Source organism: Streptomyces sp. ATexAB-D23, assembly GCF_000373645.1.
Taxonomy (GTDB): domain Bacteria; phylum Actinomycetota; class Actinomycetes; order Streptomycetales; family Streptomycetaceae; genus Streptomyces; species Streptomyces castrisilvae.
Genome location: NZ_KB892024.1, coordinates 204,777 through 227,331, shown reverse-complemented (window position 1 = coordinate 227,331; position 22,555 = coordinate 204,777). Strand labels below are relative to the sequence as shown.

Genomic DNA, 22,555 nt, shown 5'->3' with positions numbered 1-22,555 from the left:
TGCCCCACAGCTGACGAAACCGGCTTCATTGGTTTCAATAGGGCCTGAACACGCTCCTCACCTCTGATCCACCGCAACCACCAGAAGGGTCCCGGACCGGCCATGGCGCTCTCCCTGTACGTCGACACCGCGCGCTGGCGGGCGCACCAGAAATCCGTCCTCGACCAGTTCCCCGGCATCGTGCCGGTCTGCAAGGGCAACGGGTACGGCTTCGGCCACGAGCGGCTGGCCGACGAGGCGATCCGCTTCGGCTCCGACATCCTCGCGGTGGGCACCACGTACGAGGCGGCCCGCATCAAGGACTGGTTCAGCGGTGACCTGCTGGTGCTCACGCCGTTCCGGCGGGGCGAGGAGCCGGTGCCGCTGCCCGACCGGGTCGTACGGTCCGTCTCGTCCGTCGACGGCGTGCACGCCCTGGTGGGCGCCCGGGTCGTCATCGAGTGCATGAGCTCGATGAAGCGCCACGGCGTCAAGGAGGAGGAGCTCGGGCAGCTGCACGCCGCCATCGAGGACGTACGCCTCGAAGGGTTCGCGCTCCACCTGCCGCTGGACCGCACCGACGGCTCGGACGCCGTCGAGGAGGTCATCGCGTGGATGGACCGCCTCCGGGCGGCCCGGCTGCCGCTGCACACGATGTTCGTCAGCCATCTGCGGGCCGAGGAGCTGGCCCGGCTGCAGCAGCAGTTCCCGCAGACGCGTTTCCGTGCCCGTATCGGCACCCGGCTCTGGCTCGGCGACCACGAGGCGACGGAGTACCGCGGCGCGGTCCTCGACGTCACGCGCGTCGTCAAGGGTGACCGGTTCGGCTACCGGCAGCAGAAGGCAGCTTCGGACGGCTGGCTGGTCGTCGTGGCCGGCGGCACCTCGCACGGCGTGGGCCTGGAGGCGCCGAAGGCGCTGCACGGGGTGATGCCGCGCGCCAAGGGCGTCGCCCGCGCGGGCCTGGCCACCGTGAACCGCAACCTGTCGCCGTTCGTCTGGGCCGGCAAGCAGCGCTGGTTCGCCGAACCGCCGCACATGCAGGTGTCGATCCTCTTCGTGCCCTCGGACTCCGAGGAGCCGCGGGTGGGCGACGAGCTCGTGGCCCACCTGCGGCACACGACCACGCAGTACGACCGGCTCGTCGAGCGCTGAGCCCGCGCGCCCGCCCCGCGCTCAGTCGGCGGCGGGCGCCCCGGCCGATCCCCACTCCACACGAGGCCCCTCGGCCTCGGCCGCGTCCCGGCGCGCGGAGCCGGACTCGACGAGGTGGGCCAGTACGAACACGTCCTCGGCCCCGTCGAGGACCCCTCCCGAGGGGTCGTCCGAGCCGTCCCGCCGCACCTCGTCGCGCTCCGGCATCAGAATGTCCCGTACGACGACGGCGCACAGGTACAGCGTGCCCAGCAGGTGCAGGACGATCGCCAGCTGGTAGCCCTCCGTGGGCAGCCCCTGATGCTTGTCGCCGCTCGTCGTGTACGCGAGGTACATCCAGATCCCCAGGAAGTACAGGACCTCGCACGCCTGCCAGATCAGGAAGTCCCGCCAGCGGGGCTTGGCCAGCGCGGCGAGGGGAATCAGCCAGAGCACGTACTGCGGTGAGTAGACCTTGTTGACGAGGATGAACACCGCGACGACGAGGAAGGCGAGCTGGGCGAACCGCGGCCTGCGCGGCGCCGTCAGCGTCAGGACACCGATGGCGGCGCACAGCCCGACCGTGACCAGCGTCGAGACGGTGTTGACCGTGCTGACGTCGATCGACTCACCGGTGCGCTGTGTGATGACCAGCCAGAAGGACCCGAAGTCGATCGAGCGTTCCTGGCTGAACGTGTAGAACTTCTTCCATCCCTCGGGAGCGAAGATCATCACCGGAAGATTGACCACCAGCCAGGAGCCGGCCGCCCCCAGCGCGGCCGCCCCGAACTCCCGCCACCGGCCCGCCCGCCAGCACAGCACGAACGCGGGCCCCAGCAGCAGGACCGGATAGAGCTTGGCGGCCGTGGCCAGTCCGATGAGGATGCCGAACGCGAGGGGGCGGCTCCGGGACCACATCAGCATCGCCGCCGCCGTGAGGGCGACGGCCAGCAGATCCCAGTTGATCGTGGCGGTGAGCGCGAAGGCGGGGGCGAGCGCCACCAGGAGGCCGTCCCAGGGGCGCCGCCGGTGCGTACGGGCGACGCACACGGCGATCACAGCGGTACAGATCATCAGCATGCCCGCGTTGACGAGCCAGTAGGCCTGCTCCTGCTCCTGGAGGGAGCCGCCCGGTGTGAGCCAGGCGGCGAACTGCATGAACACGCCTGTGAGGACGGGGTACTCCAGGAACTGCATGTCGCCCGGCAGCCGGTCGAAGTACGGCACCAGGCCGTCGGCGAATCCGCGGCCCGAGTACAGGTGCGGGATGTCCGAGTAGCACGCGTGGGTGTACTGGGAGCCCGCGCCCCTGAACCACGCCCAGTTGTAGCAGGGCAGTTTCTGCACCATGCCGAGCGCGAACATCCCGATGGCCACCAGTGCCACGGCCCCCACGGGCGTGAGTGCGGTGCTGCCGAGACGCGCCCAGCGGCCCGACCTGCCGCCGATCAGCTCGCTGCCGGCCGCCGCGACCTCGTCCTGGTGCGTGGGCCGCACGTCGGCCCGTTCCTGGTGCACGCTCGTGTCCTCTGCGCTTGGCATGCCGCACATCCTGCCGTACGGGACTGTGGAAACGACGAGGGCCGCCGCACCTGGGGTGCCGCGGCCCTCGACTGCTCGGTCGGATCACCTCGCGCCGGGCTGTCCGCCGGGCGCGAGGCGCGCTGTCTGCCGGGCGCTACCCGGCAGGGTCACCGAACCAGGCCCCGTTGGAATTTCCGTTGCCGTTCCCATTCCCGTTGCCGTTGCCGCCGGTCCCGGGGTCGGGAGTGGATCCGTTGTCGCCCTCCGTCGTACCGGTGGAGGTTCCGGTATCCGCACCGCCGTCGTTGCCCTGGCTCGTGCCCGTGTTCGTACCGCCGTCGGCCCCGCCCGCGGAGTTGCCGCCGCTGTTGTCCTGGCAGTTCCAGCCCCACGTACCGCAGGTGTCGCTCGGGTCGGGGGTCGGAAGGTCCGGGGTCGGGGTCGGCGTGGGGGTGGGCGTCGTCGACTCGGACTGGGTCGGCGTGGGGGTGGGCGTCGGCTTGGGCTTCTTGGAAGCACCGCCGCCGTAGACCTTGTCCCCGATCGGCTCCGCCTTCGCGAAGGCCTCGGCCTCCTCGCCCTTCATGGCCTCGGCCATGTAGTCGTGCCAGACCTGTGCGGGGAACGAGGCACCGTGGATCTTGTCCTGCCCACCGGTGCCGTACATCTTCTCGAACGCGCGGTTCTTGTTCTTCTCGTCGTCGTCCAGGCGGTACATGCTGATCGCCGTCGAGAGCTGCGGGGTGTAGCCGACGAACCAGGCGGACAGGTTGTCGTCGGTCGTACCCGTCTTGCCCGCCACCTCGCGGTCCGGGAGCCTGGCCGGCGTACCGGTCCCCTTCTCCACGACGTTCTTGAGTACGTCCGTGACGTTGTCGGCGATGACGTTGTCGAAGGCGCTCTTGGTGACCGCCTTGTGCCGGTAGGCGATCTCGCCGCGCTTCTTCACCTCGGTGACGCAGAAGGGCTCACGCTGCTGGCCCCTGGCCGCGAAGGTGGCGTAGGCGCCGGCCATGCGGGTCGCGCTGGGCGAGGACGTACCGATGGAGAACGACGGGACACTCGCGTCCGCCATGTACTGGTCGTCCTTCAGACCGGCCGCGATGGCCGCTTCCTTCACCTTGTCGGTGCCGACGTCCATACCCAACTGCACGTAGGGCGAGTTGGCCGACCACTGCATGGCCTCACGAAGGGTGATGTTGCCCCTCGACTCGTGGTCGTCGTTGGTCTGCAACCACTCCTTGCCTTCCTTGTCGACCCAGACATCGCCGTTGTACTTCTTGATCTTCAATTTGTCGTCGGCGTTGTAGATGCTCAGTGGCGAGACCTTCGTACGCTGCGACTCGCCCTGTTCCTGACCGCCCGACGGGTCACGCTTGCCGTACTCCATCGCGGCCGCCAGCACGAAGGGCTTGAAGGTGGAGCCCACCGCGGCGCCGGTGGGGCCGGCGTTGCTGGTGTAGTGCTTCGTCGCGTCCTCACCGCCGTAGATCGCCTGGATCGCCCCCGTCTTGGGGTCCACCGACGAACCGCCGAACTGCACGTGGGTGTCCGTCTCGGGACGCTTCTTGGCGTCGATCTTCTCGTCGTAGACACGCTTGACGGCCTTGTTGAGCTGGTCGACCTTCTTCTTGTCGAAGGTCGTGTGGATCTCGTAGCCACCCTGGTCGAGCATGTCCTTGGTGACGTCGGTGTTGTTGAGGAACTCGGCCTTCGCGGTGTTGACGAGGTAGCCGATCTGGCCGCCCAGCTGGGCGTTCCGCTTCGGCTTGTCGGGCATCGGGAATTCCGTGTACCCGTCCCGCTCCTTCTGCGACATCCGGCCGTCCTTCACCTCCTCGTCGAGGATCCACTTCCAGCGCTTCTTCGCGCGGACCGTGTTCTTCTCCGCGGTCGCCTGCACCGAGTCGACCTCGGGCGCGCCCGCGGGGTCGTAGTAGCTGGCGCCCTTGAGGAGGGTGGCCATGAACGCGCACTCGCTGGGAGTCAGGTCCTTGGCGTCCTTGCCGTAGTACGTACGGGCCGCGGCCTGCAGCCCCGAGGCTCCACGTCCGTAGTACGAGACGTTGAGGTACCCGGCCATGACCTCCTTCTTCTTCATCTCGCTGCCGACCTTCAGCGTGATGAAGAGTTCCTCGAACTTGCGGCTCAGGGTCTGCTCCTGGGAGAGCCGCGAGTTCTTCACGTACTGCTGGGTGATCGTCGATCCACCCTGGGTCTCGCCGCCCTTGGCCATGTTGAACAGGGCGCGGGCGATACCCATCGGGTCGATGCCGTGGTCGGTGTCGAAGGACTTGTTCTCCGCGGAGATGACGGCGTTGCGCATCGCCTCGGGGATCTGGGCATAGTCGATGACCTGGCGGTTGACCTCACCGCCGGTCGCCACCATCTGGGTGCCGTCCTTCCAGAAGTAGACGTTGTTCTCCGCCCTTGCGGCCGCCTTGATGTCCGGCTTGGCGACCATCGCGTACGCGAGGCCGGCGAGGCCCATCAGAAGACCGAGGAAGCCGATGCACAGGCTGGAGACCAGCTTCCACGACGGGACCCAGCGCCGCATGCCCTGTTTGCCCGCGCGCGGGTAGTCGATGAAGCGCTTCTTGGGCGGGCGGCGTCCTCCGCGTCCACGGCCGGGGCCCTCCTGCCCGCCGTCCCCGCCGCGACGCCGGCCACCGCCGCCGTCCGAACCTCCGCGGCCTCCGCCGCCGCGCTGTGCGGCCCGTCTGGCGGCGGCACGCCCACCGTAGGGGGCCTCCTCGCGGTGCGAATCAGACGGTGAAGCTGAGGTAACTCCGCGTGACGGTGCTGCGCGGCGTCCTGAGGACTGCTGGGCGGCTCGTCGGGCCGCGGCACGTCCGCCACCTTGCGGTTGCGACGTTTTGCGACGGTGCTCGCTCATCGAACGACTACTCCTCGGGCAGGCGAAACGCCTGGAAGCGGCAGGTGAGATCCGGTCCCCCGAAATGACGGACCAGCCCGGCGAAAGGCTTGCCCGCAGTGCATCCGGCTGGCCCGCGAGCACTGACGCACCCGCGCGTCTCGCGGTTCCCGGTGGTCTGCATGCCGCACAGACTACGCACGGTCAAAACCCTTCTAGGACCGAACTTCACCCCAAATAACGCAAGTCGGTTCCTACGAATTAGCGATGTGACGCCGCTCACTGAGGCTCCCCTTGTCGCGACGAGCAGTCCGATCTATCGTGCTGATGTATCGAGTCGATACATCAGCTCGGTACATCGACTCGGCACAGGGACCGCGAGAGCACTCGGAGAAGGAGGAGGCGAGGTTGAGCAGACGCTCCGGCATCCTTGAGTTCGCTGTCCTCGGACTGCTCCGCGAATCCCCGATGCACGGCTATGAGCTGCGCAAACGCCTCAACACCTCGTTGGGGATCTTCCGTGCCTTCAGCTACGGAACCCTTTACCCCTGCCTCAAGACGCTGGTCGCCAACGGCTGGTTGATCGAGGAGCCGGGGAATGCTCCGGCAGAAGCGGCACCCGGTTCCGGCCGGGCCGTCGCTCCTGCCTCGTCCCTTGCGGGGCGCCGCGCCAAGATCGTCTACCGGTTGACGGCGGAAGGTAAGGAGCACTTCGAGGAACTGCTCTCGCACACCGGCCCCGACTCCTGGGAGGACGAGCACTTCGCGGCTCGTTTCGCCTTCTTCGGACAGACGGAGCACGAGGTGCGGATGCGGGTGCTGGAAGGTCGACGCAGCCGGCTGGAGGAGCGCTTGGAGAAGATGAGCGCCTCTCTGGCCCGCACCCGCGAGCGTCTCGACGACTACACACTTGAGCTGCAGCGACACGGCATGGAGTCCGTGGAGCGCGAAGTGCGCTGGCTGAACGAGCTCATCGAGAGCGAGCGGTCGGGACGGGATCAGCGACGATCCTCGCCCGAGGGCTCAGCTCAGCAGAACACCGCAGGAGAGCCGGACGGCCTGCCCCGGCGGGGGAACAACCCGCCGGATCCGTCCGGCGACACCGCCAAGTGAGCTCACCGCAGATCCGCGGAGAGCTCATCAGAAACATCCATTACACACAGGGAGCAACCGGAATGGGTTCGGTTCGCGTAGCCATCGTCGGCGTGGGCAACTGCGCCGCCTCGCTGGTCCAGGGCGTCGAGTACTACAAGGACGCCGATCCGGCCGGCAAGGTGCCCGGTCTGATGCACGTCCAGTTCGGCGACTACCACGTGCGGGACGTCGAGTTCGTCGCCGCCTTCGACGTCGACGCGAAGAAGGTCGGCCTCGACCTCTCGGACGCCATCGGCGCGAGCGAGAACAACACCATCAAGCTCTGCGACGTGCCGAACGCCGGCGTCACCGTCCAGCGCGGCCACACCCACGACGGCCTGGGCAAGTACTACCGCCAGACCATCGAGGAGTCCGACGAGGCCCCGGTCGACATCGTCCAGATCCTCAAGGACCGCAAGGTCGACGTCCTCGTCTGCTACCTCCCCGTGGGTTCCGAGGTCGCTGCGAAGTTCTACGCCCAGTGCGCCATCGACGCCAAGGTCGCGTTCGTCAACGCCCTCCCGGTCTTCATCGCCGGCACCAAGGAGTGGGCGGACAAGTTCACCGAGGCCGGTGTCCCGATCGTCGGCGACGACATCAAGTCGCAGGTCGGCGCCACCATCACGCACCGCGTGATGGCGAAGCTCTTCGAGGACCGGGGCGTCATCCTGGACCGCACGATGCAGCTGAACGTCGGCGGCAACATGGACTTCAAGAACATGCTCGAACGGGAGCGCCTGGAGTCCAAGAAGATCTCCAAGACGCAGGCCGTCACCTCGCAGATCCGTGACCGCGAGCTCGGTGCGGACAATGTCCACATCGGTCCGTCGGACTACGTGGCCTGGCTGGACGACCGCAAGTGGGCGTACGTGCGCCTTGAGGGCCGCGCCTTCGGTGACGTCCCGCTGAACCTGGAGTACAAGCTGGAGGTCTGGGACTCCCCGAACTCGGCCGGTGTCATCATCGACGCCGTCCGTGCCGCGAAGATCGCCAAGGACCGCGGCATCGGTGGCCCGATCCTCTCGGCGTCGTCGTACTTCATGAAGTCCCCGCCGGTTCAGTACTTCGACGACGAGGCCCGCGAGAACGTCGAGAAGTTCATCCGCGGTGAGGTCTCCAACTGAATCGCGTGACTCGGTTGAGCAGGTGAGGCGCGGCAACGTTCCTCGGCTGCCGCATCGTTGAGGGTCCCCGGGCAATCCGCCCGGGGACCCTCGGCATATGTGACCCTTGCTCCCATGCCTGTCGTGCATGACCTGCGCGTACTACTGCGCCTACGGAACTTCCGCCGCCTGCTGGCCGTGCGGATCCTGTCCCAGTCGGCCGACGGCGTCTACCAAGTGGCCCTCGCCACCCACGTGGTCTTCTCCCCGGAGAAACAGGCGTCTGCGGGCGCCATCGCTTCCGCGATGGCCGTACTCCTTCTGCCCTACTCGCTCATCGGGCCGTTCGCCGGTGTGCTGCTGGACCGCTGGCCCCGGCGCCAGGTCTTCCTCTACGGCAACCTGCTGCGTGCCGCGCTCGCCTGCTGCACCGCGATCCTGATCATCGGAGCGGCTCCCGACTGGCTCTTCTACGCCTCCGCGCTCTGCGTCACCGCGGTCAACCGCTTCGTCCTCGCCGGCCTCTCCGCCGTCCTGCCACGGGTCGTCGACCGGGAGCGCCTGGTGCTGGCCAACTCACTGTCGCCGACCGCGGGCACCCTCGCGGCCACCGCGGGCGGTGGACTCGCCTTCGTCGTGCGGCTGTTGCTGGCCGACTCCGATGCCGTCGTGGTGCTCCTGGGGGCGACGCTCTACCTCACCGCCGCACTGGTCTCGCTGAGCCTTGCCGCGAGTCTTCTGGGGCCGGACCGCGACACCGTGCGGCTGCCGCTGCGGGTGGCGCTCGCCGCTGCCGCCGCCGGGCTCCGCGACGGGCTGCGTCATCTGGCGGAACACCGGAGCGCTTCACGGGCGCTGGCCGCGATGACGGTGATCCGCTTCTGTTACGGGGCGCTGACCGTCATGGTCCTGATGCTCTGCCGGTATGCCTGGACGGACAGCGAGGCCGACGGGCTGGCGCTGCTCGGCCTGGCGGTCGGGGTCTCCGGCGCCGGTTTCTTCGCTGCGGCGGTGCTGACTCCCTGGGCTGCGGGGCGACTTGGCCGGTTCCGCTGGATGGCGGTGTGCGCGGCGGCTGCCGCGGTCCTCGTACCGGCGCTGGGGCTGTGGTTCACCCCGGCACCGATGCTCGTCGCCGCGTTCGTCCTCGGACTCGTCACCCAGGGGGCGAAGATCGCGACAGACACGGTGGTCCAGACGGCCGTGGACGACGCTTACCGCGGCAGGGCCTTCTCGCTCTACGACGTGCTGTTCAACGTGGCATTCGTCGCGGCAGCCGCAGTCGCCGCGCTACTGCTGCCTCCTGACGGGCGGTCGGTCGCGCTGGTGAGCGGCGTAGCAGTCCTCTACGCGGCCGCGGCCGCGAGCTTGGCGCGTTGGAGTCGGACAGGGAGTGTCCTATAGCGTGCCCGCGTCAAAGTCAGACGCATGCATCACGGGGGCACTCACATGACTTACCCGCCACAGCAGGGCAACGGCCCATACGGCCAGCAGCCCGCCCAGCCCTACCCGCCGCACCAGCAGCAGCCCGGTTACGGCACCCCTCAGCAGCCCTATCCTCCGCACCAGGGTCAGCAGCCGTGGGGCGGCGGGCAGCCGCAGGGTCAGCAGCAGTGGGGTGGGCAGCCGCAAGGAATGCCACCCCAGGGGCCGCCGCAGAACATGTCCGGCGGCAAGAAGGCGTTCCTGGCGACGCGCAACATCATCCTCATCGTTGTGGCCATTGCCGTGCTCGTCGGCCTGAAGTTCGGCTGGGACAAGCTGTCCGAGTCCGACGCCCAGGCCGCTTCGGTCGGCGACTGCCTGGAGAACAAGGGGACCAACTTCAACCCCGACATGAAGTCCGCCGACTGCGATTCGTCCGCTGCGGAGTACAAGGTCGCCGAAGTCCACGACAGCACCACCGACACGGACCTCTGCGACGCAGAGAAGTACGTCGCCTACACCGAGACCTCGGGCAGCCGTAAGAGCCGGAGCAGCGTGGTGCTCTGCCTGACACCGCTCAAGACGGCCAACTGATCCCTGTACCGAGCAGACACCGACCGAGGGCGTTGTTTCACGTGAAACAACGCCCTCGGCGTATGCGGCGGCGCTCATGTTTCACGTGAAACATGAGCGCCGCCGCGAGCCGTATCAGGGGTGTGTGGGTCCTCAGCTCTGCGCGTCCCACCACTTCTTGAGCTCCGTGACGGCCGCGTCGTGCTCCATGGGGCCGTTCTCCAGGCGGAGCTCCAGCAGGAACGCGTACGCCTTTCCGATGGCCGGGCCCGGCCCCACCCCGAGGATCTGCATGATCTCGTTACCGTCCAGGTCCGGGCGGATCGCGTCCAACTCCTCCTGGCTCTGAAGCTGGGCGATGCGCTCTTCCAGAGCGTCGTACGTACGCGAGAGAGCGGCGGCCTTGCGCTTGTTCCTGGTGGTGCAGTCCGAGCGGGTCAGCTTGTGCAGCCGCTCCAGAAGAGGGCCGGCGTCCCGCACGTAGCGCCGCACCGCGGAGTCGGTCCACTCGCCGTCGCCGTATCCGTGGAAGCGCAGATGCAGCTCCACCAGCTTCGCGACGTCCTTGACCATGTCATTGGAGTACTTGAGCGCGGTCATGCGCTTCTTTACCATCTTGGCGCCCACCACCTCGTGGTGATGGAAGGAGACCCGCCCGTCCTTCTCGAAGCGCCGTGTCCTCGGCTTGCCGATGTCGTGCAGAAGGGCGGCAAGGCGCAGAACGAGGTCCGGACCGTCCTGCTCCAGGTCGATGGCCTGCTCCAGGACGGTCAGGGAGTGCTCGTACACATCCTTGTGCCGGTGATGCTCGTCACTCTCCAGCCGGAGTGCCGGCAGCTCCGGCAGGACCTGCTGGGCGAGGCCCGTTTCGACGAGGAGGGACAGACCCTTGCGGGGATGCGAGGAGAGTAGGAGCTTGTTGAGCTCTTCGCGCACCCTCTCGGCGGAGACGATCTCGATCCGGCCCGCCATCTCCGTCATGGCGGTAACGACCTCGGGCGCGACCTCGAAGTCGAGCTGGGCGGCGAACCGCGCGGCACGCAGCATGCGCAACGGGTCGTCGGAGAACGACGCTTCGGGTGTCCCGGGGGTCCGCAGCACCCGCTCGGCGAGGTCCTGGAGACCACCGTGGGGATCGATGAAGTCCTTCTCCGGCAACGCGACAGCCATGGCGTTGACCGTGAAGTCGCGCCGCACGAGGTCGTCCTCGATGGAGTCGCCGTAGGACACCTCGGGCTTGCGGGAGGTCCTGTCGTACGCCTCGGACCGATATGTCGTGACTTCGATCTGGTAGCCGCTCTTGTGTGCTCCTACCGTGCCGAAAGCGATACCGACCTCCCACACGGAGTCGGCCCACGGCCTGACGATCTTCAGCACGTCCTCGGGGCGTGCGTCGGTGGTGAAGTCCAGATCGTTCCCGAGCCTGCCGAGGAGTGCGTCACGGACCGAGCCGCCGACCAGTGCGAGACTGAATCCGGCATCCTTGAATCGGCGGGCAAGATCGTCGGCGACCGGGGAGACCCGGAGCAGTTCACTGACTGCGCGGTGCTGCACCTGGGTCAGGGCGCTGAGGTTGTCTTCATTGGCGTTCGGCACAACAGAAAAGGGTACGTGCCCATGCCCGTCCGGGCGTCATGCGTTTCCTTCGCCCTGCGAGACTCTCTCGATCATGCAGTGCACTCCCCGGCACTTGGCCCCCACGCATCTCGTTACCATGCGGGGACGCAGCAACGGACGACGATCAACAGCAGTTGACGATGACGAGGGACGGATACGCGTGGCCGAGGCGGCAGACATCCAGGGGATGAGTCCCTCTCCTGCCCGCCGGTGGCTGCGGCGCACAGCCGCGGTGCTCGCCGGGGCTCCGCTTGTCGCCGCCCTGCTGGCCGGGGTGTCCACCCCGGAGGCGCAGGCCGGCGGCACGGCGAAGGCTCCGTCCGGCTCCAGCACCGTCGCGGTGTCGCTGGACGAGGTCACCCCCAGCGCTCCCGTGAAGGGGGACACGCTGACCATCTCCGGCACCCTGACCAACAAGGGCAAGGAGACGGTCACCCACGGCCAGGTCGACCTGCGCGTGGGGCCCCGGCTCTACAGCAGGTCCGCCATCGACACGGCCGCCCATCGCACCGGATATCTGCCCGGTACCGACCCCTATCCGATCGGGGGCAAGTACACGGTCGAGATCAACAAGCTTCGTTCGGGCATCAGCCAGGACTTCACGTTGTCGGTACCGGTCAGCAAACTGGGCCTCGGCGCCGACGGGGTCTATCAGCTGGGTGTCTCACTGACGGGCCGCACCTCGCACACCGTTTACGACCAGGTGCTCGGTATCAAGCGGACCTTCCTGCCCTGGCAGGACGGGGACCGCGACTCCAAGCTCGGGATCAGCTACCTGTGGCCGCTGATCGCTTCGGCACACCTCACCGCGGAGACCGGCTCCGACGAGCAGCAGACCCCGGTGTTCGCCGACGACGACCTGGCCACCGAGATCGCACCGGGCGGCCGCCTCGAACAGATGGTGTCCCTGGGCAGGCAGCTGCCGGTGACCTGGGTCATCGACCCGGATCTGCTGGCCAGTGTCGATGCGATGACCAAGCCCTACCGGGTCAGGTCGGGTGACACCACGGTCGCGGGGACGAACCAGGAGGTGGCCAAGAAGTGGCTCACTTCGCTGGAGGCCGCCGTGTCGGAGGGCAAGGTCGTGGCCCTGCCGTTCGGCGACCCGGACCTGGCGTCCATCGCCCACCGCGGCAAGAACGTCTCGGGCACCCTCAGCCACCTTCAGACAGCCAGCGAGGTCGCCGGGATGACGGTGGAGACGATCCTCCACCTGAAGCCGTCCACGGACTTCGCCTGGCCGGTGGACGGCGCGGTGGACCCCTCCATCGTGGATGTCGCCACCTCGGCAGGGGCCCACTACGTGATCGCCCGCAGCGACAGCCTCGAAGAGACCGGGAACCTGTCGTACACGCCCTCAGCGGCCCGGCCGATCGGCGGTGGCACCACGGCGGTGGTCGCGGACGCCAGGCTCTCCACGGCCTTCCAGGGCGACATGGGCAACGCGGGGAACTCCACGCTCGCCGTGCAGAAGTTCCTCGCCCTCACCCTCGCCCTGGCCGAGCAGGACACGGACAAGGACCGCACCGTCGTCGTCGCGCCCCAGCGCATGCCGACGGTCGCCCAGGCCCAGTCGATGGCGCGCGCCCTGCACACGCTGGACGACGACCGCTGGACCGAGCCCCAGGGACTGATCGAGGCGTCCGCGACGAAGCCCGACGCGGACGCGACCACCGAGGTACCGCCGACCTCCCGGTACCCCAAGAAGCTGCGCAGCCAGGAGCTGCCCACTCAGGCCTTCCAGGACATCAAGTCCATCCAGTCCTCGCTCGACAACTTCCAGGTCATCCTCACCCACCCCGAGCGGGTGGTGACCCCCTTCGGCAACGCGGTCAACCGGTCGATGTCGACGTCGTGGCGAGGCAGGCCCCTGGAGGCCCAGCAGTACCGCGATTCCGTACGCGGCTATCTGCAGGGACTCATCGGCGAGGTCCAGCTCGTCTCGAAGTCGGACATCACGCTGTCCGGACGCAGCGCCACGATCCCCGTGACCGTGCAGAACAGGCTTCTGCAGGATGTCGATCACCTGGTGCTGCGGCTGAAATCGGACAACAGGACCCGGCTCAAGCTGAACGACGGCGGGAGTGTGGCGGAGCAGCCCATCCAGATCGGCGCCGGGCACAGCCAGTCGGTGAAATTCGACGCGGCGGCCAACATCAACGGCCAGGTCCAGATGACGGCCCAGCTCTACACGGAGGACGGAACACCGTACGGCCCGGAGATGGCCTTCACCGTGAAGGTCTCCGAGATCACGCCGACGGTGCTTCTGGTGATCGCCGGCGGGCTGCTGCTGCTGGTCCTCGCCGGCATCAGGATGTATGCACATCGCAAGCGCGCCAACGCGGGCGGCGCGTCGGGCGACGGCGGCAGTGAACCCGAGCAGCCGAGTGACCCGACGCCGGACACCGGTCCCGAAAGCACGGAGCCGTCGGGCACGGGTGAGAAAGTGGACCGTTGAGCGATGTCTGTCGTGGCCGGTCGGCCGGGGACGATGAGGTGGGGTTTCGATGAACGCGCCGTACGACGGTGACCGCGGTCAGGGTACGGGCGGGGCCGGGTACTCCGGGGGCCCTCCGGTGCCCCCTGGGCCGGAGCAGGAACCGGCGCCGGACCCATATCTGCAGGCCGCGTACGACTACGACCCCTACCGGTCCCAGGACCTCGCCGCCCAGGACCCGGTGGACGAGGCGTTGTACGACCGCGCCGCCCACCCGCCGCCGCCCCCCGGTACCTACCAGCAGCCCCAGCCGCTCTACCAGCAGCCGCCGGCGTCCCCGTACGCCCCCGACCCCCGCATCTGGGCACAGACACCGCCGCCCGAGCCCGACGGACCCTCGCGTCACCTCCCGTACGGGGACAACGCGGCGACGACCCAGTTCGTCGGCGTGGACGATCTGGTCACCCAGGCCTCCACGAGCCGCGAGGAGCCCGACGCCTTCGCCCATCTCTTCCGGGACCAGGAGGGGCCCTCGGGCCCGGCCGCGTCTCCGGCGCCCGCACAGCCCGAGCCCGCCCCCGCGCCCCCCAGCTCCGGCGGCCGTGCCTCCAGCCTGCTGAAGTCCAGTGCGGTGATGGCGGCGGGCACACTCGTCTCGCGCCTCACCGGCTTCGTCCGCAGTCTCGTGATCACTGCGGCACTCGGCGCGGCCCTGCTCGGTGACAGCTTCACCATCGCCTACACGCTGCCCACGATGATCTACATCCTCACCGTGGGCGGTGGCCTGAACTCCGTCTTCGTCCCCCAGCTCGTCCGCTCCATGAAGGACGACGAGGACGGCGGCGAGGCCTATGCGAACCGGCTGCTGACCCTGGTGATGGTCGCCCTCGGCCTGATCGTCGCCGTGGTGGTCTTCGCCGCGCCCTGGCTCATCCGGCTGATGTCATCGACGATCGCCGACGACCCGGCGGCCAACAACGTCGCCACCACGTTCGCCCGCTACTGCCTCCCCACGATCTTCTTCATGGGTGTGCACGTCGTGATGGGCCAGATCCTCAACGCCCGCGGCAAGTTCGGCGCGATGATGTGGACCCCGGTCCTCAACAACATCGTCATGATCTTCACCTTCGGCATGTTCATCTGGGTCTACGGCACCTCGCACCAGTCCCACATGGGCGTCCAGACGATCCCGCCGGAGGGCGTGCGGCTGCTGGGCATCGGCACCCTGCTCGGGCTGGTCGTCCAGGCGCTGGCCATGATCCCGTACCTGCGCGAGGCCGGTTTCCGTTTCCGCCCGCGGTTCGACTGGAGGGGCCACGGGCTGGGCAAGACGGTCAAGCTCGCCAAGTGGACGGTGCTGTTCGTCTTCGCCAACCAGGCCGGCGTGCTGGTCGTCACCCAGCTCGCGACCTCGGCCGGCAAGGCGTCCGGGAAGAGCGGGGCGGGCTTCCTCGCCTACTCCAACGCCCAGCTGATCTGGGGCATGCCGCAGGCGATCATCACCGTCTCGGTCATGGCCGCCCTGCTGCCCAGGATCTCCCGGGCCGCCCACGACAACGACCCCGGCGCGGTCCGCGACGACATCTCACAGGGGCTGCGCAACTCCGCCGTGGCCATCGTGCCGGTCGCCTTCGCGTTCCTCGCCCTGGGCGTTCCGATGTGCACCCTGCTCTACGCGTCCAGCGGTCCCGAGGCCGCCCGCTCCATGGGCTTCATCCTGATGGCCTTCGGCCTCGGACTGATCCCGTACTCCGTGCAGTACGTGGTGCTGCGAGGGTTCTACGCGTACGAGGACACACGCACGCCGTTCTACAACACCGTCATCGTCGCCCTGGTCAACGCAGCGGCCTCGGCCCTCTGCTACGCCGTGCTGCCCGCCCAGTGGGCCGTGGTCGGCATGGCGGCCTCGTACGGCCTCGCCTACGCCGTCGGCGTCGGGATCGCCTGGCGCAGGCTGCGCAACCGCCTGGGCGGGGACCTGGACGGCGCCCATGTGGTCCGCACCTACGCCCGGCTGTGCCTTGCCGCCCTTCCCGCCACCGTGGTCGCCGGGGCCGTGGGCTTCGGTCTCCTGCACGTACTCGGGCAGGGCGCCCTCGGTTCGCTGGCAGCTCTGATCTGCGGTGGGGCCATCCTGCTGGGGGTGTTCTTCGTCGCGGCCAAGAGGATGCGGATCGAAGAGATCAACGGCATGGTCGGCATGGTCCGGGGACGGCTCGGCCGCTGAGGATGAGCGGCCCGCACAACCATCACCGGTCTCCGCGTGTCGTGCATAGCGCCGGAGTGTGGGCACAATTGGCGTGACTGTGCAGAGCTGGCTGGCATCGCGCAACGGATGGGGAGGCAGGAACGACGGTGGCGGAACGTAGCACGGCTGCCGTCGACGTGGCCGACAACAGCGGGGACGAACCGCTGGCCGCCAAGGCGGACGAGGCCACGACCGACGGCACGGCAGAAGCGCAACGCGCGGCGGGGGACGACTCCCGGGACGAGGGCGGCGAGCAGACCGCCTCCGAAGCCTCCAAAGCCTCCGCGGCAACCCCGGAGACCTCCGTAACGGCCCCGGACCTGCACAGCGGTCACAAACTGGCCGGCCGATACCGACTGGAGGAGTGCGTCACCCGTCTGGACGGGTTCAGCAGCTGGCGTGCTGTCGACGAGAAGCTCCGTCGTGCGGTGGGCGTCCACCTCCTCCCCGCCGACCACCCACGGGCACGCTCGGTGCTGGCCGCCGCCCGGTCCTCCGCGCTGCTCGGTGATCCGCGCTTCGTGCAGGTCCTCGACGCCGTCGAGGAGGACGACCTCGTCTACGTCGTCCACGAGTGGCTCCCCGACGCCACCGAGCTCACGGCCCTGCTGGGCGCCGGCCCGATGGACGCGCACGACGCGTACCAGCTCGTCAGCCAGGTCTCCCAGGCCATGGCGGCCGCGCACCGGGAGGGCCTGGCCCATCTCAGGCTCACTCCCGGGGCCGTGCTGCGCAGTTCGTCGGGCCAGTACCGCATCCGCGGTCTCGCGGTGAACGCCGCTCTGCGGGGGATCACGTCGGAGGGCCCCCAGCGTGCCGACACCGAGGCCGTCGGCGCCCTGCTGTACGCCGCGCTGACCCAGCGCTGGCCGTACGAGAGCGACGCCTACGGCCTCACCGGGCTACCCAAGGGCATGGGGCTGCTGCCGCCCGACCAGGTGCGGGCGGGTGTCCACAGGGGGCTCTCCGAGATCGCCATGCGGGCGCTCGCCAACGACGGGGCCACGGCCTCCCGTCAGGAGCAGCCGTGCACCACCCCCGACGAGCTCGCCAAGGCCGTCGCGGCGATGCCGCGCATCCGCCCGCCCGAGCCCACATTCGCCGCCCCGCCCGAGTATCAGCGGACCACGTACCAGCAGGGCACGTACGGCAGGCCTGGCGCACCCGGCGGCGTCGTGACCCAGCCCGTGGTGCCTGTGCCTCCCGCCCCGCTCCAGAGCCGCACCGGAAGGGCCCTGAAGTGGGCCGTATCCGCGCTGCTGATCGCCGCACTGGGTCTGGGCAGCTGGCAGCTCGCCGAGACGCTCCTCAACCGCGACAGCAACTCGGGCGGCGACCCCGGCACCACCCAGTCGAACCCGGAGAACGGCGACGCTCCTCCGGTCGAGAAGAGCAAGCCCGTCGAGATCGTCGATGCCAAGGACTTCGACCCGCTCGGCGACGGCACCGAGAAGCCGCAGGAGATAGGCCATGTCTACGACGGGGACCCGAACTCCTACTGGCGCACGGACGGCTATGCCAGCGCCGACTTCGGCAGGCTCAAGGAGGGCGTCGGGCTCGTGCTCGACCTCGGCAAAGTGCAGCGGGTCGGCACGGTGGACGTGACCTTCCTGGGCGGCGCCAGCTCGGTCGAGTTGCGCACCGTCAGTGGCTCCACGGTGCCGACGATGCCCGACGGCTTCACGAAGGTCGCCGAAGGCTCAGGAACGACGGTGTCGCTCAAGCCGGCCAAGGCCGTGCAGGCGCGATACCTCCTGGTCTGGCTCACCAGGATCCCGCCGAGCAACGAGGGCAACTTCCGGGGGAAGATCTCGGACATCAAGGTCACCAGCTGACGACCTAAGGGCATACGAATACAGGGTCGTGCCGGATCGACAGATCCGGCACGACCCTGTTCCCTTTCGAAGGGATGTTCAAGCAGTCAGTACGACGGCGTCTTCGAATGCAGGCTGACGTTGTCGTACTGGGACCAGCCCTCCGCGTACGAGGAAAGCGGGTCCTTGTCGTAGACCATCGCCGTGTAGCACGTATAACTACCGAGCGACGCATTGTAGGAAAGATTCGTGCAGTTATACGCTTTACCGTCCGTGTTCCGAACGATCTGCGCCTTCCCCCAGACATCCTCGGAGAGGGTGATCCTCGCCCACGCGGTGTGGCACTTCACGCTGTACCGCAGCTCGATGGCGCCCAGCGTCCAGCTGGACGTACCGATGGAGGCGCGCTTCATGGTGGTGACGTCGCCGGAGCACCCGGCGGAAATCGGGTCCTTTCCGTCCAACGCGTACGTGGCCGCCTGCGCGCTCCCAGGCCCCATTACCACTAGGACGGGTGCGGCGAGAACCGCCGGCAGAGCCTTACCCAGATACCGCTTCACATGCCTCTTCATTACTGGTCCCCTTCCTGTTCATTCATCAATATACGGACGAAGAGGCCATTCCCGAAGAATTAAGAAAGGACACTTGACGCCATTCCGATAATCCGCCGGGACTTGGTATTTACTTCTTGGCGCGGATCGGTTTGAATGCACGGATGGCGACCACCGAGGAGGGATACCGCGAGGCCGACGGCGGCGATCCCTCCACGCCAAGCGACTCAGATCTGCTCGCCCGTCATGTGGCTGGTGAACCGGACGCATTCGGTGAGCTGGCTCGACGCCATCGCGACCGGCTGTGGGCCGTGGCGCTGCGAACGCTGGGTGACCGCGAGGAAGCGGCCGACGCCGTGCAGGATGCCTTGATCTCCGCCTTCCGCGCCGCCCACACCTTCCGCGGCCAGTCCGCCGTCACCACCTGGCTGCACCGGATCACGGTCAATGCCTGCCTCGACCGGGTGCGCAAAGCCGCCTCCCGGAAGACCTCCCCCGTGGACGACCCGGAGCGGCTCGATCGCCTCCTCGAACCGCACGAATCCGCGGAGGCCCCGGCGGAGCGCCAGGACCTCCACAGGGAACTGATCGCTGCTCTCGCCACGCTCCCCGCCGAACAGCGCGCAGCGCTCGTCCTGGTCGACATGCAGGGATACCCGGTGGCAGAGACCGCTCGCATTCTCGACGTGCCCGTCGGCACCGTGAAAAGTCGTTGCGCGAGAGGCCGTGCCCGGCTGGCGCCTCTGCTCGCCCATCTCCGCACAGGGAACGGCAACCGCGGTGCAGCCGGCACGCAAGGGAACCGGACGCCCCCGCCATCCGTCCCACCGGCGACGCGGCCACGAGACTCGGAAGCAAGCGATCCCACTGCGATGAAGGGCGGAGGTGGACACCTATGACGTCGACAGCTGACACAACCCGGCACCCGGATGTCTCGGAGATCTCCGACCTGACCGAGGGGCTGCTCTCCGAGTCCCGGGCGGCCGAGGTCCGCCGTCATACCGCCGACTGCGAGCTCTGTGCCGATGTCCTCGTCTCGCTGGAAGAGGTCCGCGAATTGCTCGGCGCGGTACCCGCCCCCGAGCCGATGCCGACCGATGTCGCTGCCCGCATCGATGCGGCGCTCGCCGACGAGGCCCGGTCCCGCAGTGCGGACGCAGATGTGGCGGACGATGTTTCACGTGAAACAGAGCTGCGCTCCATAGCCTCGGAGCTTCCGGACCGCCCAGCCGGGCGTCCGCGGGCGACCACCGGGCCTGGGCGTCGCCCCGGACGAAGGCGGCGTCGCACCACCGTGCTCGCCACTGCGCTTGGTGCCGCTGCCATGGTTGGGGTGAGCGTGTTCCTGCTGCAGAACGCCCCGCCCTCTCAGAACAACGCAGACGCAGGCGCGCTTCAAAGGGAAGTGTCCGCGCCTGGGAACGGCGCTCAGACGTTCTCCCAGTCCACCCTCGCGGGCCAGGTACACGACCTGCTGAGTGCTCACCCCAACACGGCCACCCCGCAGGATTCAAGCGGCAAGGAACAGGCTCCGTCCATCGGCGCGAAGTCCTCGCCTCAGACCCAGCCTTCGGACTCCGTGAAACCTGAATCCCCCCTTCGCGCCCCGGCCGTCGACGTCCCCTCATGCGTGGAGCAAAGCATCGGGCGGAACACCGCCGCCCTCGCCATCGAGAAGGGCACTTACGAGGGCACCGCTGCCTTCCTCGTCGTCCTGCCGCACCCCACGGATCCCGCCAGCGTTCAGGCATACATCGTGGACGCGGCTTGCATCGACGCCGAGCCCCCTGCCAAGGGAGAGCTCCTGCTGACGCACGCCTACACGCGGCCCTGAGAATCAGGCTGCCCGCCGCCCGGCACGTCGGGAATGCATCCCCCGTAGGATCCGTTGGGTGGGGTGAGAGTCGTTGAACCGGCCCCAGTAGGCGTGGACAGTAGGCAGTCTGCAGAGACGAGGAAGAAACCCGTGAGCGACGTGCGTAATGTGATCATCATCGGCTCCGGTCCCGCCGGCTACACAGCCGCCCTTTACACCGCGCGCGCCTCGCTGAAGCCGCTGGTCTTCGAAGGGGCCGTCACTGCCGGTGGCGCGCTGATGAACACCACCGACGTGGAGAACTTCCCGGGCTTCCAGGACGGCATCATGGGCCCGGAGCTCATGGACAACATGCGCGCCCAGGCCGAGCGCTTCGGTGCCGAGCTCGTCCCCGACGACGTGGTCTCCGTCGACCTCACTGGTGAGATCAAGACGGTCACCGACACCGCTGGCACGGTTCACCGCGCCAAGGCAGTCATCGTGACCACGGGTTCGCAGCACCGCAAGCTCGGTCTCCCCAACGAGGACGCCCTCTCCGGACGAGGCGTCTCCTGGTGCGCGACTTGCGACGGCTTCTTCTTCAAGGACCAGGACATCGCCGTGGTCGGCGGCGGCGACACCGCGATGGAGGAGGCGACCTTCCTCTCGCGCTTCGCCAAGTCGGTCACGATCATCCACCGCCGTGACACGCTGCGTGCCTCCAAGACGATGCAGGAGCGTGCGTTCGCAGACCCGAAGATCAAGTTCGCCTGGGACAGCGAGGTCGCGGGGGTCAACGGCGAGCAGAAGCTGTCCAGTGTGACCCTGCGCAACACCAAGACCGGCGAGACGTCCGAGCTGCCCGTCACCGGGCTGTTCATCGCCGTCGGCCACGACCCGCGCACCGAGCTCTTCAAGGGCCAGCTGGACCTCGACGACGAGGGCTACCTGAAGGTGGATGCTCCCTCCACCCGCACCAACCTGACGGGGGTCTTCGGTGCGGGCGACGTCGTCGACCACACCTACCGTCAGGCGATTACCGCTGCGGGCACCGGCTGCTCCGCCGCCCTCGACGCCGAGCGCTTCCTTGCAGCACTCGCCGACGACGAGAAGGCCGCCCCCGCGGCCGCCGTCTGACACTCGTCTCTTGCCCATCCCCGCGTACACACCCCGCGAAGTTAAGGAGGCCGCCGTGGCCCTGAAGAACGTGACTGACGATTCCTTCGAGGAGGACGTCCTCAAGAGCGACAAGCCTGTACTGGTGGACTTCTGGGCCTCCTGGTGCGGCCCGTGCCGCCAGATCGCCCCGTCGCTGGAGGCCATCGCGGCCGAGCACGGCGAGATCGAGGTCGTGAAGCTCAACATCGATGAGAACCCGGCCACCGCCGCCAAGTACGGCGTCATGTCCATCCCGACGCTGAACGTCTACCAGGGTGGCGAGGTCGCCAAGACCATCGTGGGCGCCAAGCCGAAGGCCGCGATCCTTCGTGACCTCACGGGCTTCATCGCCGAGTAAGGCAGACAGACACAGCAGCCGTTGTTTCACGTGAAACGGGCCCGTCCTTTCGAGGACGGGCCCGTTTCACGCTCGCGGACAAGGACCGCTACAGCGGCCGCAGCGCAGGCTCCTTCTGTACAGCGCCCAGCAGGCGGTCCAGGGCCATCTCGACGTCCTCCTTCCAGGAGAGCGTCGTGCGCAGCTCCAGCCGCAACCGCGGGTGCACCGGGTGCGGCCGCACCGTCTTGAACCCCACTGCCAGCAGGTGGTCGGCCGGCAACAGACAGGCCGGCTCCTTCCACCGGGCATCCCCGAAAGCTTCGATCGCCTTGAAGCCCCGCCGGATCAGGTCCTTGGCAACGGTCTGCACCATGACCCGGCCCAGCCCCTGCCCCTGAAAGCCCGGCATGATCAATGCGGTCATCAGCTGGACCGCGTCGGGGGAGACGGGGCTCGTCGGAAACGCAGTCGCTCGTGGGACGTATGCGGGCGGCGCGTAGAGCACAAAGCCCGCCGGCACGTCATCGACGTAGACCACCCGCCCACAGGAGCCCCACTCCAGCAGCACCGCGGAGATCCAGGCCTCCTTCTCCCGCTCAGCTCTGCCGCTCTTGACCGCGGCTTCCCCGCTGACCGGATCGAGCTCCCAGAACACACAGGAACGGCAGCGCCGGGGCAGGTCGGGAAGGTTGTCCAGCGTGAGCGGTACGAGCCGACGCCCCATGAAGGCTGTTCCTCACTTCTCTCGCCCACTGCGTCATGGGCGGAAATGCCCTGCCAGAACGCATCGTATCCACCCCCGAATCAAGCGGACACCGTGAGCAAGCAAAGGGGCGGGCTGTGTTCCG

At 68.1% G+C, this 22,555-nt stretch carries 17 protein-coding genes; 12 read left to right on the top strand and 5 right to left on the bottom strand.

What is annotated here, in order from left to right; translation table 11 throughout:
- Nucleotides 1-102: 102 nt before the first annotated feature.
- A complete protein-coding gene (locus tag B082_RS0121610) occupies nucleotides 103-1,134 on the top strand; it encodes an alanine racemase (protein WP_018553901.1) in 1,032 nt (343 codons plus the stop codon).
- Between the two features lie 21 nt (nucleotides 1,135-1,155).
- Here B082_RS0121610 and B082_RS0121605 read toward each other — a convergent pair whose 3' ends face one another.
- Together B082_RS0121605 and B082_RS0121600 are read right to left on the bottom strand one after the other, a co-directional pair.
- The gene (locus tag B082_RS0121605) at nucleotides 1,156-2,655 is read right to left on the bottom strand and encodes a glycosyltransferase family 87 protein (protein ID WP_037710617.1); all 1,500 of its coding nucleotides are present in this window, start codon (nucleotides 2,653-2,655) and stop codon (nucleotides 1,156-1,158) included.
- Nucleotides 2,656-2,791: 136 nt separating this feature from the next.
- Nucleotides 2,792-5,533, bottom strand: coding sequence for a transglycosylase domain-containing protein (locus B082_RS0121600; RefSeq protein ID WP_199783827.1), 2,742 nt, complete (start codon nucleotides 5,531-5,533; stop codon nucleotides 2,792-2,794).
- Between the two features lie 387 nt (nucleotides 5,534-5,920).
- On the opposite strand from B082_RS0121600, the gene B082_RS0121595 reads away from it, so the two are divergent.
- The 4 genes from B082_RS0121595 (at nucleotide 5,921) to B082_RS0121580 (ending at nucleotide 9,768) form a co-directional block, all read left to right on the top strand.
- The gene (locus B082_RS0121595; RefSeq protein WP_018553898.1) at nucleotides 5,921-6,625 is read left to right on the top strand and encodes a PadR family transcriptional regulator; all 705 of its coding nucleotides are present in this window, start codon (nucleotides 5,921-5,923) and stop codon (nucleotides 6,623-6,625) included.
- A 62-nt stretch (nucleotides 6,626-6,687) separates the two neighbouring features.
- Nucleotides 6,688-7,770, top strand: coding sequence for an inositol-3-phosphate synthase (locus tag B082_RS0121590; RefSeq protein WP_018553897.1), 1,083 nt, complete (start codon nucleotides 6,688-6,690; stop codon nucleotides 7,768-7,770).
- A 114-nt stretch (nucleotides 7,771-7,884) separates the two neighbouring features.
- Nucleotides 7,885-9,153 carry an MFS transporter gene (locus B082_RS0121585; RefSeq protein WP_026250044.1) on the top strand — a complete coding sequence of 423 codons (1,269 nt, stop codon included), beginning with the start codon at nucleotides 7,885-7,887 and terminating at the stop codon, nucleotides 9,151-9,153.
- Between the two features lie 45 nt (nucleotides 9,154-9,198).
- Complete coding sequence (locus B082_RS0121580; protein WP_026250043.1) at nucleotides 9,199-9,768, top strand: LppU/SCO3897 family protein; 570 nt, start codon at nucleotides 9,199-9,201, stop codon at nucleotides 9,766-9,768.
- A 132-nt stretch (nucleotides 9,769-9,900) separates the two neighbouring features.
- Here B082_RS0121580 and B082_RS0121575 read toward each other — a convergent pair whose 3' ends face one another.
- Nucleotides 9,901-11,343 (bottom strand): CCA tRNA nucleotidyltransferase, encoded by a 1,443-nt coding sequence (locus B082_RS0121575; RefSeq protein ID WP_018553894.1) that lies wholly within the window; start codon nucleotides 11,341-11,343, stop codon nucleotides 9,901-9,903.
- Between the two features lie 181 nt (nucleotides 11,344-11,524).
- Here B082_RS0121575 and B082_RS0121570 point away from each other — a divergent pair, with 181 nt between their 5' ends.
- The 3 genes from B082_RS0121570 (at nucleotide 11,525) to B082_RS0121560 (ending at nucleotide 17,884) form a co-directional block, all read left to right on the top strand.
- A complete protein-coding gene (locus B082_RS0121570) occupies nucleotides 11,525-13,822 on the top strand; it encodes a DUF6049 family protein (protein WP_026250042.1) in 2,298 nt (765 codons plus the stop codon).
- A 49-nt stretch (nucleotides 13,823-13,871) separates the two neighbouring features.
- A complete protein-coding gene (gene murJ, locus B082_RS0121565) occupies nucleotides 13,872-16,028 on the top strand; it encodes a murein biosynthesis integral membrane protein MurJ (RefSeq protein WP_018553892.1) in 2,157 nt (718 codons plus the stop codon).
- Between the two features lie 128 nt (nucleotides 16,029-16,156).
- Nucleotides 16,157-17,884, top strand: a complete 1,728-nt coding sequence (locus tag B082_RS0121560; RefSeq protein WP_018553891.1) for a protein kinase family protein — start codon at nucleotides 16,157-16,159, stop codon at nucleotides 17,882-17,884.
- Nucleotides 17,885-17,970: 86 nt separating this feature from the next.
- On the opposite strand, the gene B082_RS0121555 is transcribed toward B082_RS0121560, so the two are convergent.
- Nucleotides 17,971-18,435, bottom strand: coding sequence for a DUF2690 domain-containing protein (locus tag B082_RS0121555; protein ID WP_018553890.1), 465 nt, complete (start codon nucleotides 18,433-18,435; stop codon nucleotides 17,971-17,973).
- A gap of 143 nt (nucleotides 18,436-18,578) precedes the next feature.
- Here B082_RS0121555 and sigM point away from each other — a divergent pair, with 143 nt between their 5' ends.
- The 4 genes from sigM (at nucleotide 18,579) to trxA (ending at nucleotide 21,725) form a co-directional block, all read left to right on the top strand.
- A complete protein-coding gene (sigM, locus tag B082_RS38150) occupies nucleotides 18,579-19,313 on the top strand; it encodes an RNA polymerase sigma factor SigM (RefSeq protein WP_026250040.1) in 735 nt (244 codons plus the stop codon).
- On the top strand, nucleotides 19,310-20,248 hold the full coding sequence (locus B082_RS0121545; RefSeq protein WP_018553888.1) for an anti-sigma factor family protein: 939 nt from the start codon (nucleotides 19,310-19,312) through the stop codon (nucleotides 20,246-20,248). Before sigM ends, B082_RS0121545 begins: the two co-directional genes overlap by 4 nt.
- Nucleotides 20,249-20,380: 132 nt before the next feature.
- Nucleotides 20,381-21,346: a thioredoxin-disulfide reductase gene (trxB, locus tag B082_RS0121540; RefSeq protein WP_026250039.1), complete on the top strand. Its 966-nt coding sequence runs from the start codon at nucleotides 20,381-20,383 to the stop codon at nucleotides 21,344-21,346.
- Nucleotides 21,347-21,401: 55 nt separating this feature from the next.
- Nucleotides 21,402-21,725, top strand: coding sequence for a thioredoxin (gene trxA / locus B082_RS0121535; RefSeq protein WP_018553886.1), 324 nt, complete (start codon nucleotides 21,402-21,404; stop codon nucleotides 21,723-21,725).
- A gap of 88 nt (nucleotides 21,726-21,813) precedes the next feature.
- Here trxA and B082_RS0121530 read toward each other — a convergent pair whose 3' ends face one another.
- Nucleotides 21,814-22,431 carry a GNAT family N-acetyltransferase gene (locus B082_RS0121530; RefSeq protein WP_018553885.1) on the bottom strand — a complete coding sequence of 206 codons (618 nt, stop codon included), beginning with the start codon at nucleotides 22,429-22,431 and terminating at the stop codon, nucleotides 21,814-21,816.
- Nucleotides 22,432-22,555: the final 124 nt, after the last annotated feature.

What these genes read in the sequence shown, in the direction of transcription:
- B082_RS0121610 (WP_018553901.1), top strand. Translation starts at nt 103, where the DNA reads ATGGCGCTCTCCCTGTACGTCGACACCGCGCGCTGGCGGGCGCACCAG.
- B082_RS0121580 (WP_026250043.1), top strand. Translation starts at nt 9,199, where the DNA reads ATGACTTACCCGCCACAGCAGGGCAACGGCCCATACGGCCAGCAGCCC.
- sigM (WP_026250040.1), top strand. Translation starts at nt 18,579, where the DNA reads ATGGCGACCACCGAGGAGGGATACCGCGAGGCCGACGGCGGCGATCCC.
- B082_RS0121585 (WP_026250044.1), top strand. Translation starts at nt 7,885, where the DNA reads ATGCCTGTCGTGCATGACCTGCGCGTACTACTGCGCCTACGGAACTTC.
- B082_RS0121590 (WP_018553897.1), top strand. Translation starts at nt 6,688, where the DNA reads ATGGGTTCGGTTCGCGTAGCCATCGTCGGCGTGGGCAACTGCGCCGCC.
- B082_RS0121545 (WP_018553888.1), top strand. Translation starts at nt 19,310, where the DNA reads ATGACGTCGACAGCTGACACAACCCGGCACCCGGATGTCTCGGAGATC.
- murJ (WP_018553892.1), top strand. Translation starts at nt 13,872, where the DNA reads ATGAACGCGCCGTACGACGGTGACCGCGGTCAGGGTACGGGCGGGGCC.
- B082_RS0121530 (WP_018553885.1), bottom strand. Translation starts at nt 22,431, where the DNA reads ATGGGGCGTCGGCTCGTACCGCTCACGCTGGACAACCTTCCCGACCTG.
- B082_RS0121555 (WP_018553890.1), bottom strand. Translation starts at nt 18,435, where the DNA reads ATGAAGAGGCATGTGAAGCGGTATCTGGGTAAGGCTCTGCCGGCGGTT.
- B082_RS0121600 (WP_199783827.1), bottom strand. Translation starts at nt 5,533, where the DNA reads ATGAGCGAGCACCGTCGCAAAACGTCGCAACCGCAAGGTGGCGGACGT.
- B082_RS0121605 (WP_037710617.1), bottom strand. Translation starts at nt 2,655, where the DNA reads ATGCCAAGCGCAGAGGACACGAGCGTGCACCAGGAACGGGCCGACGTG.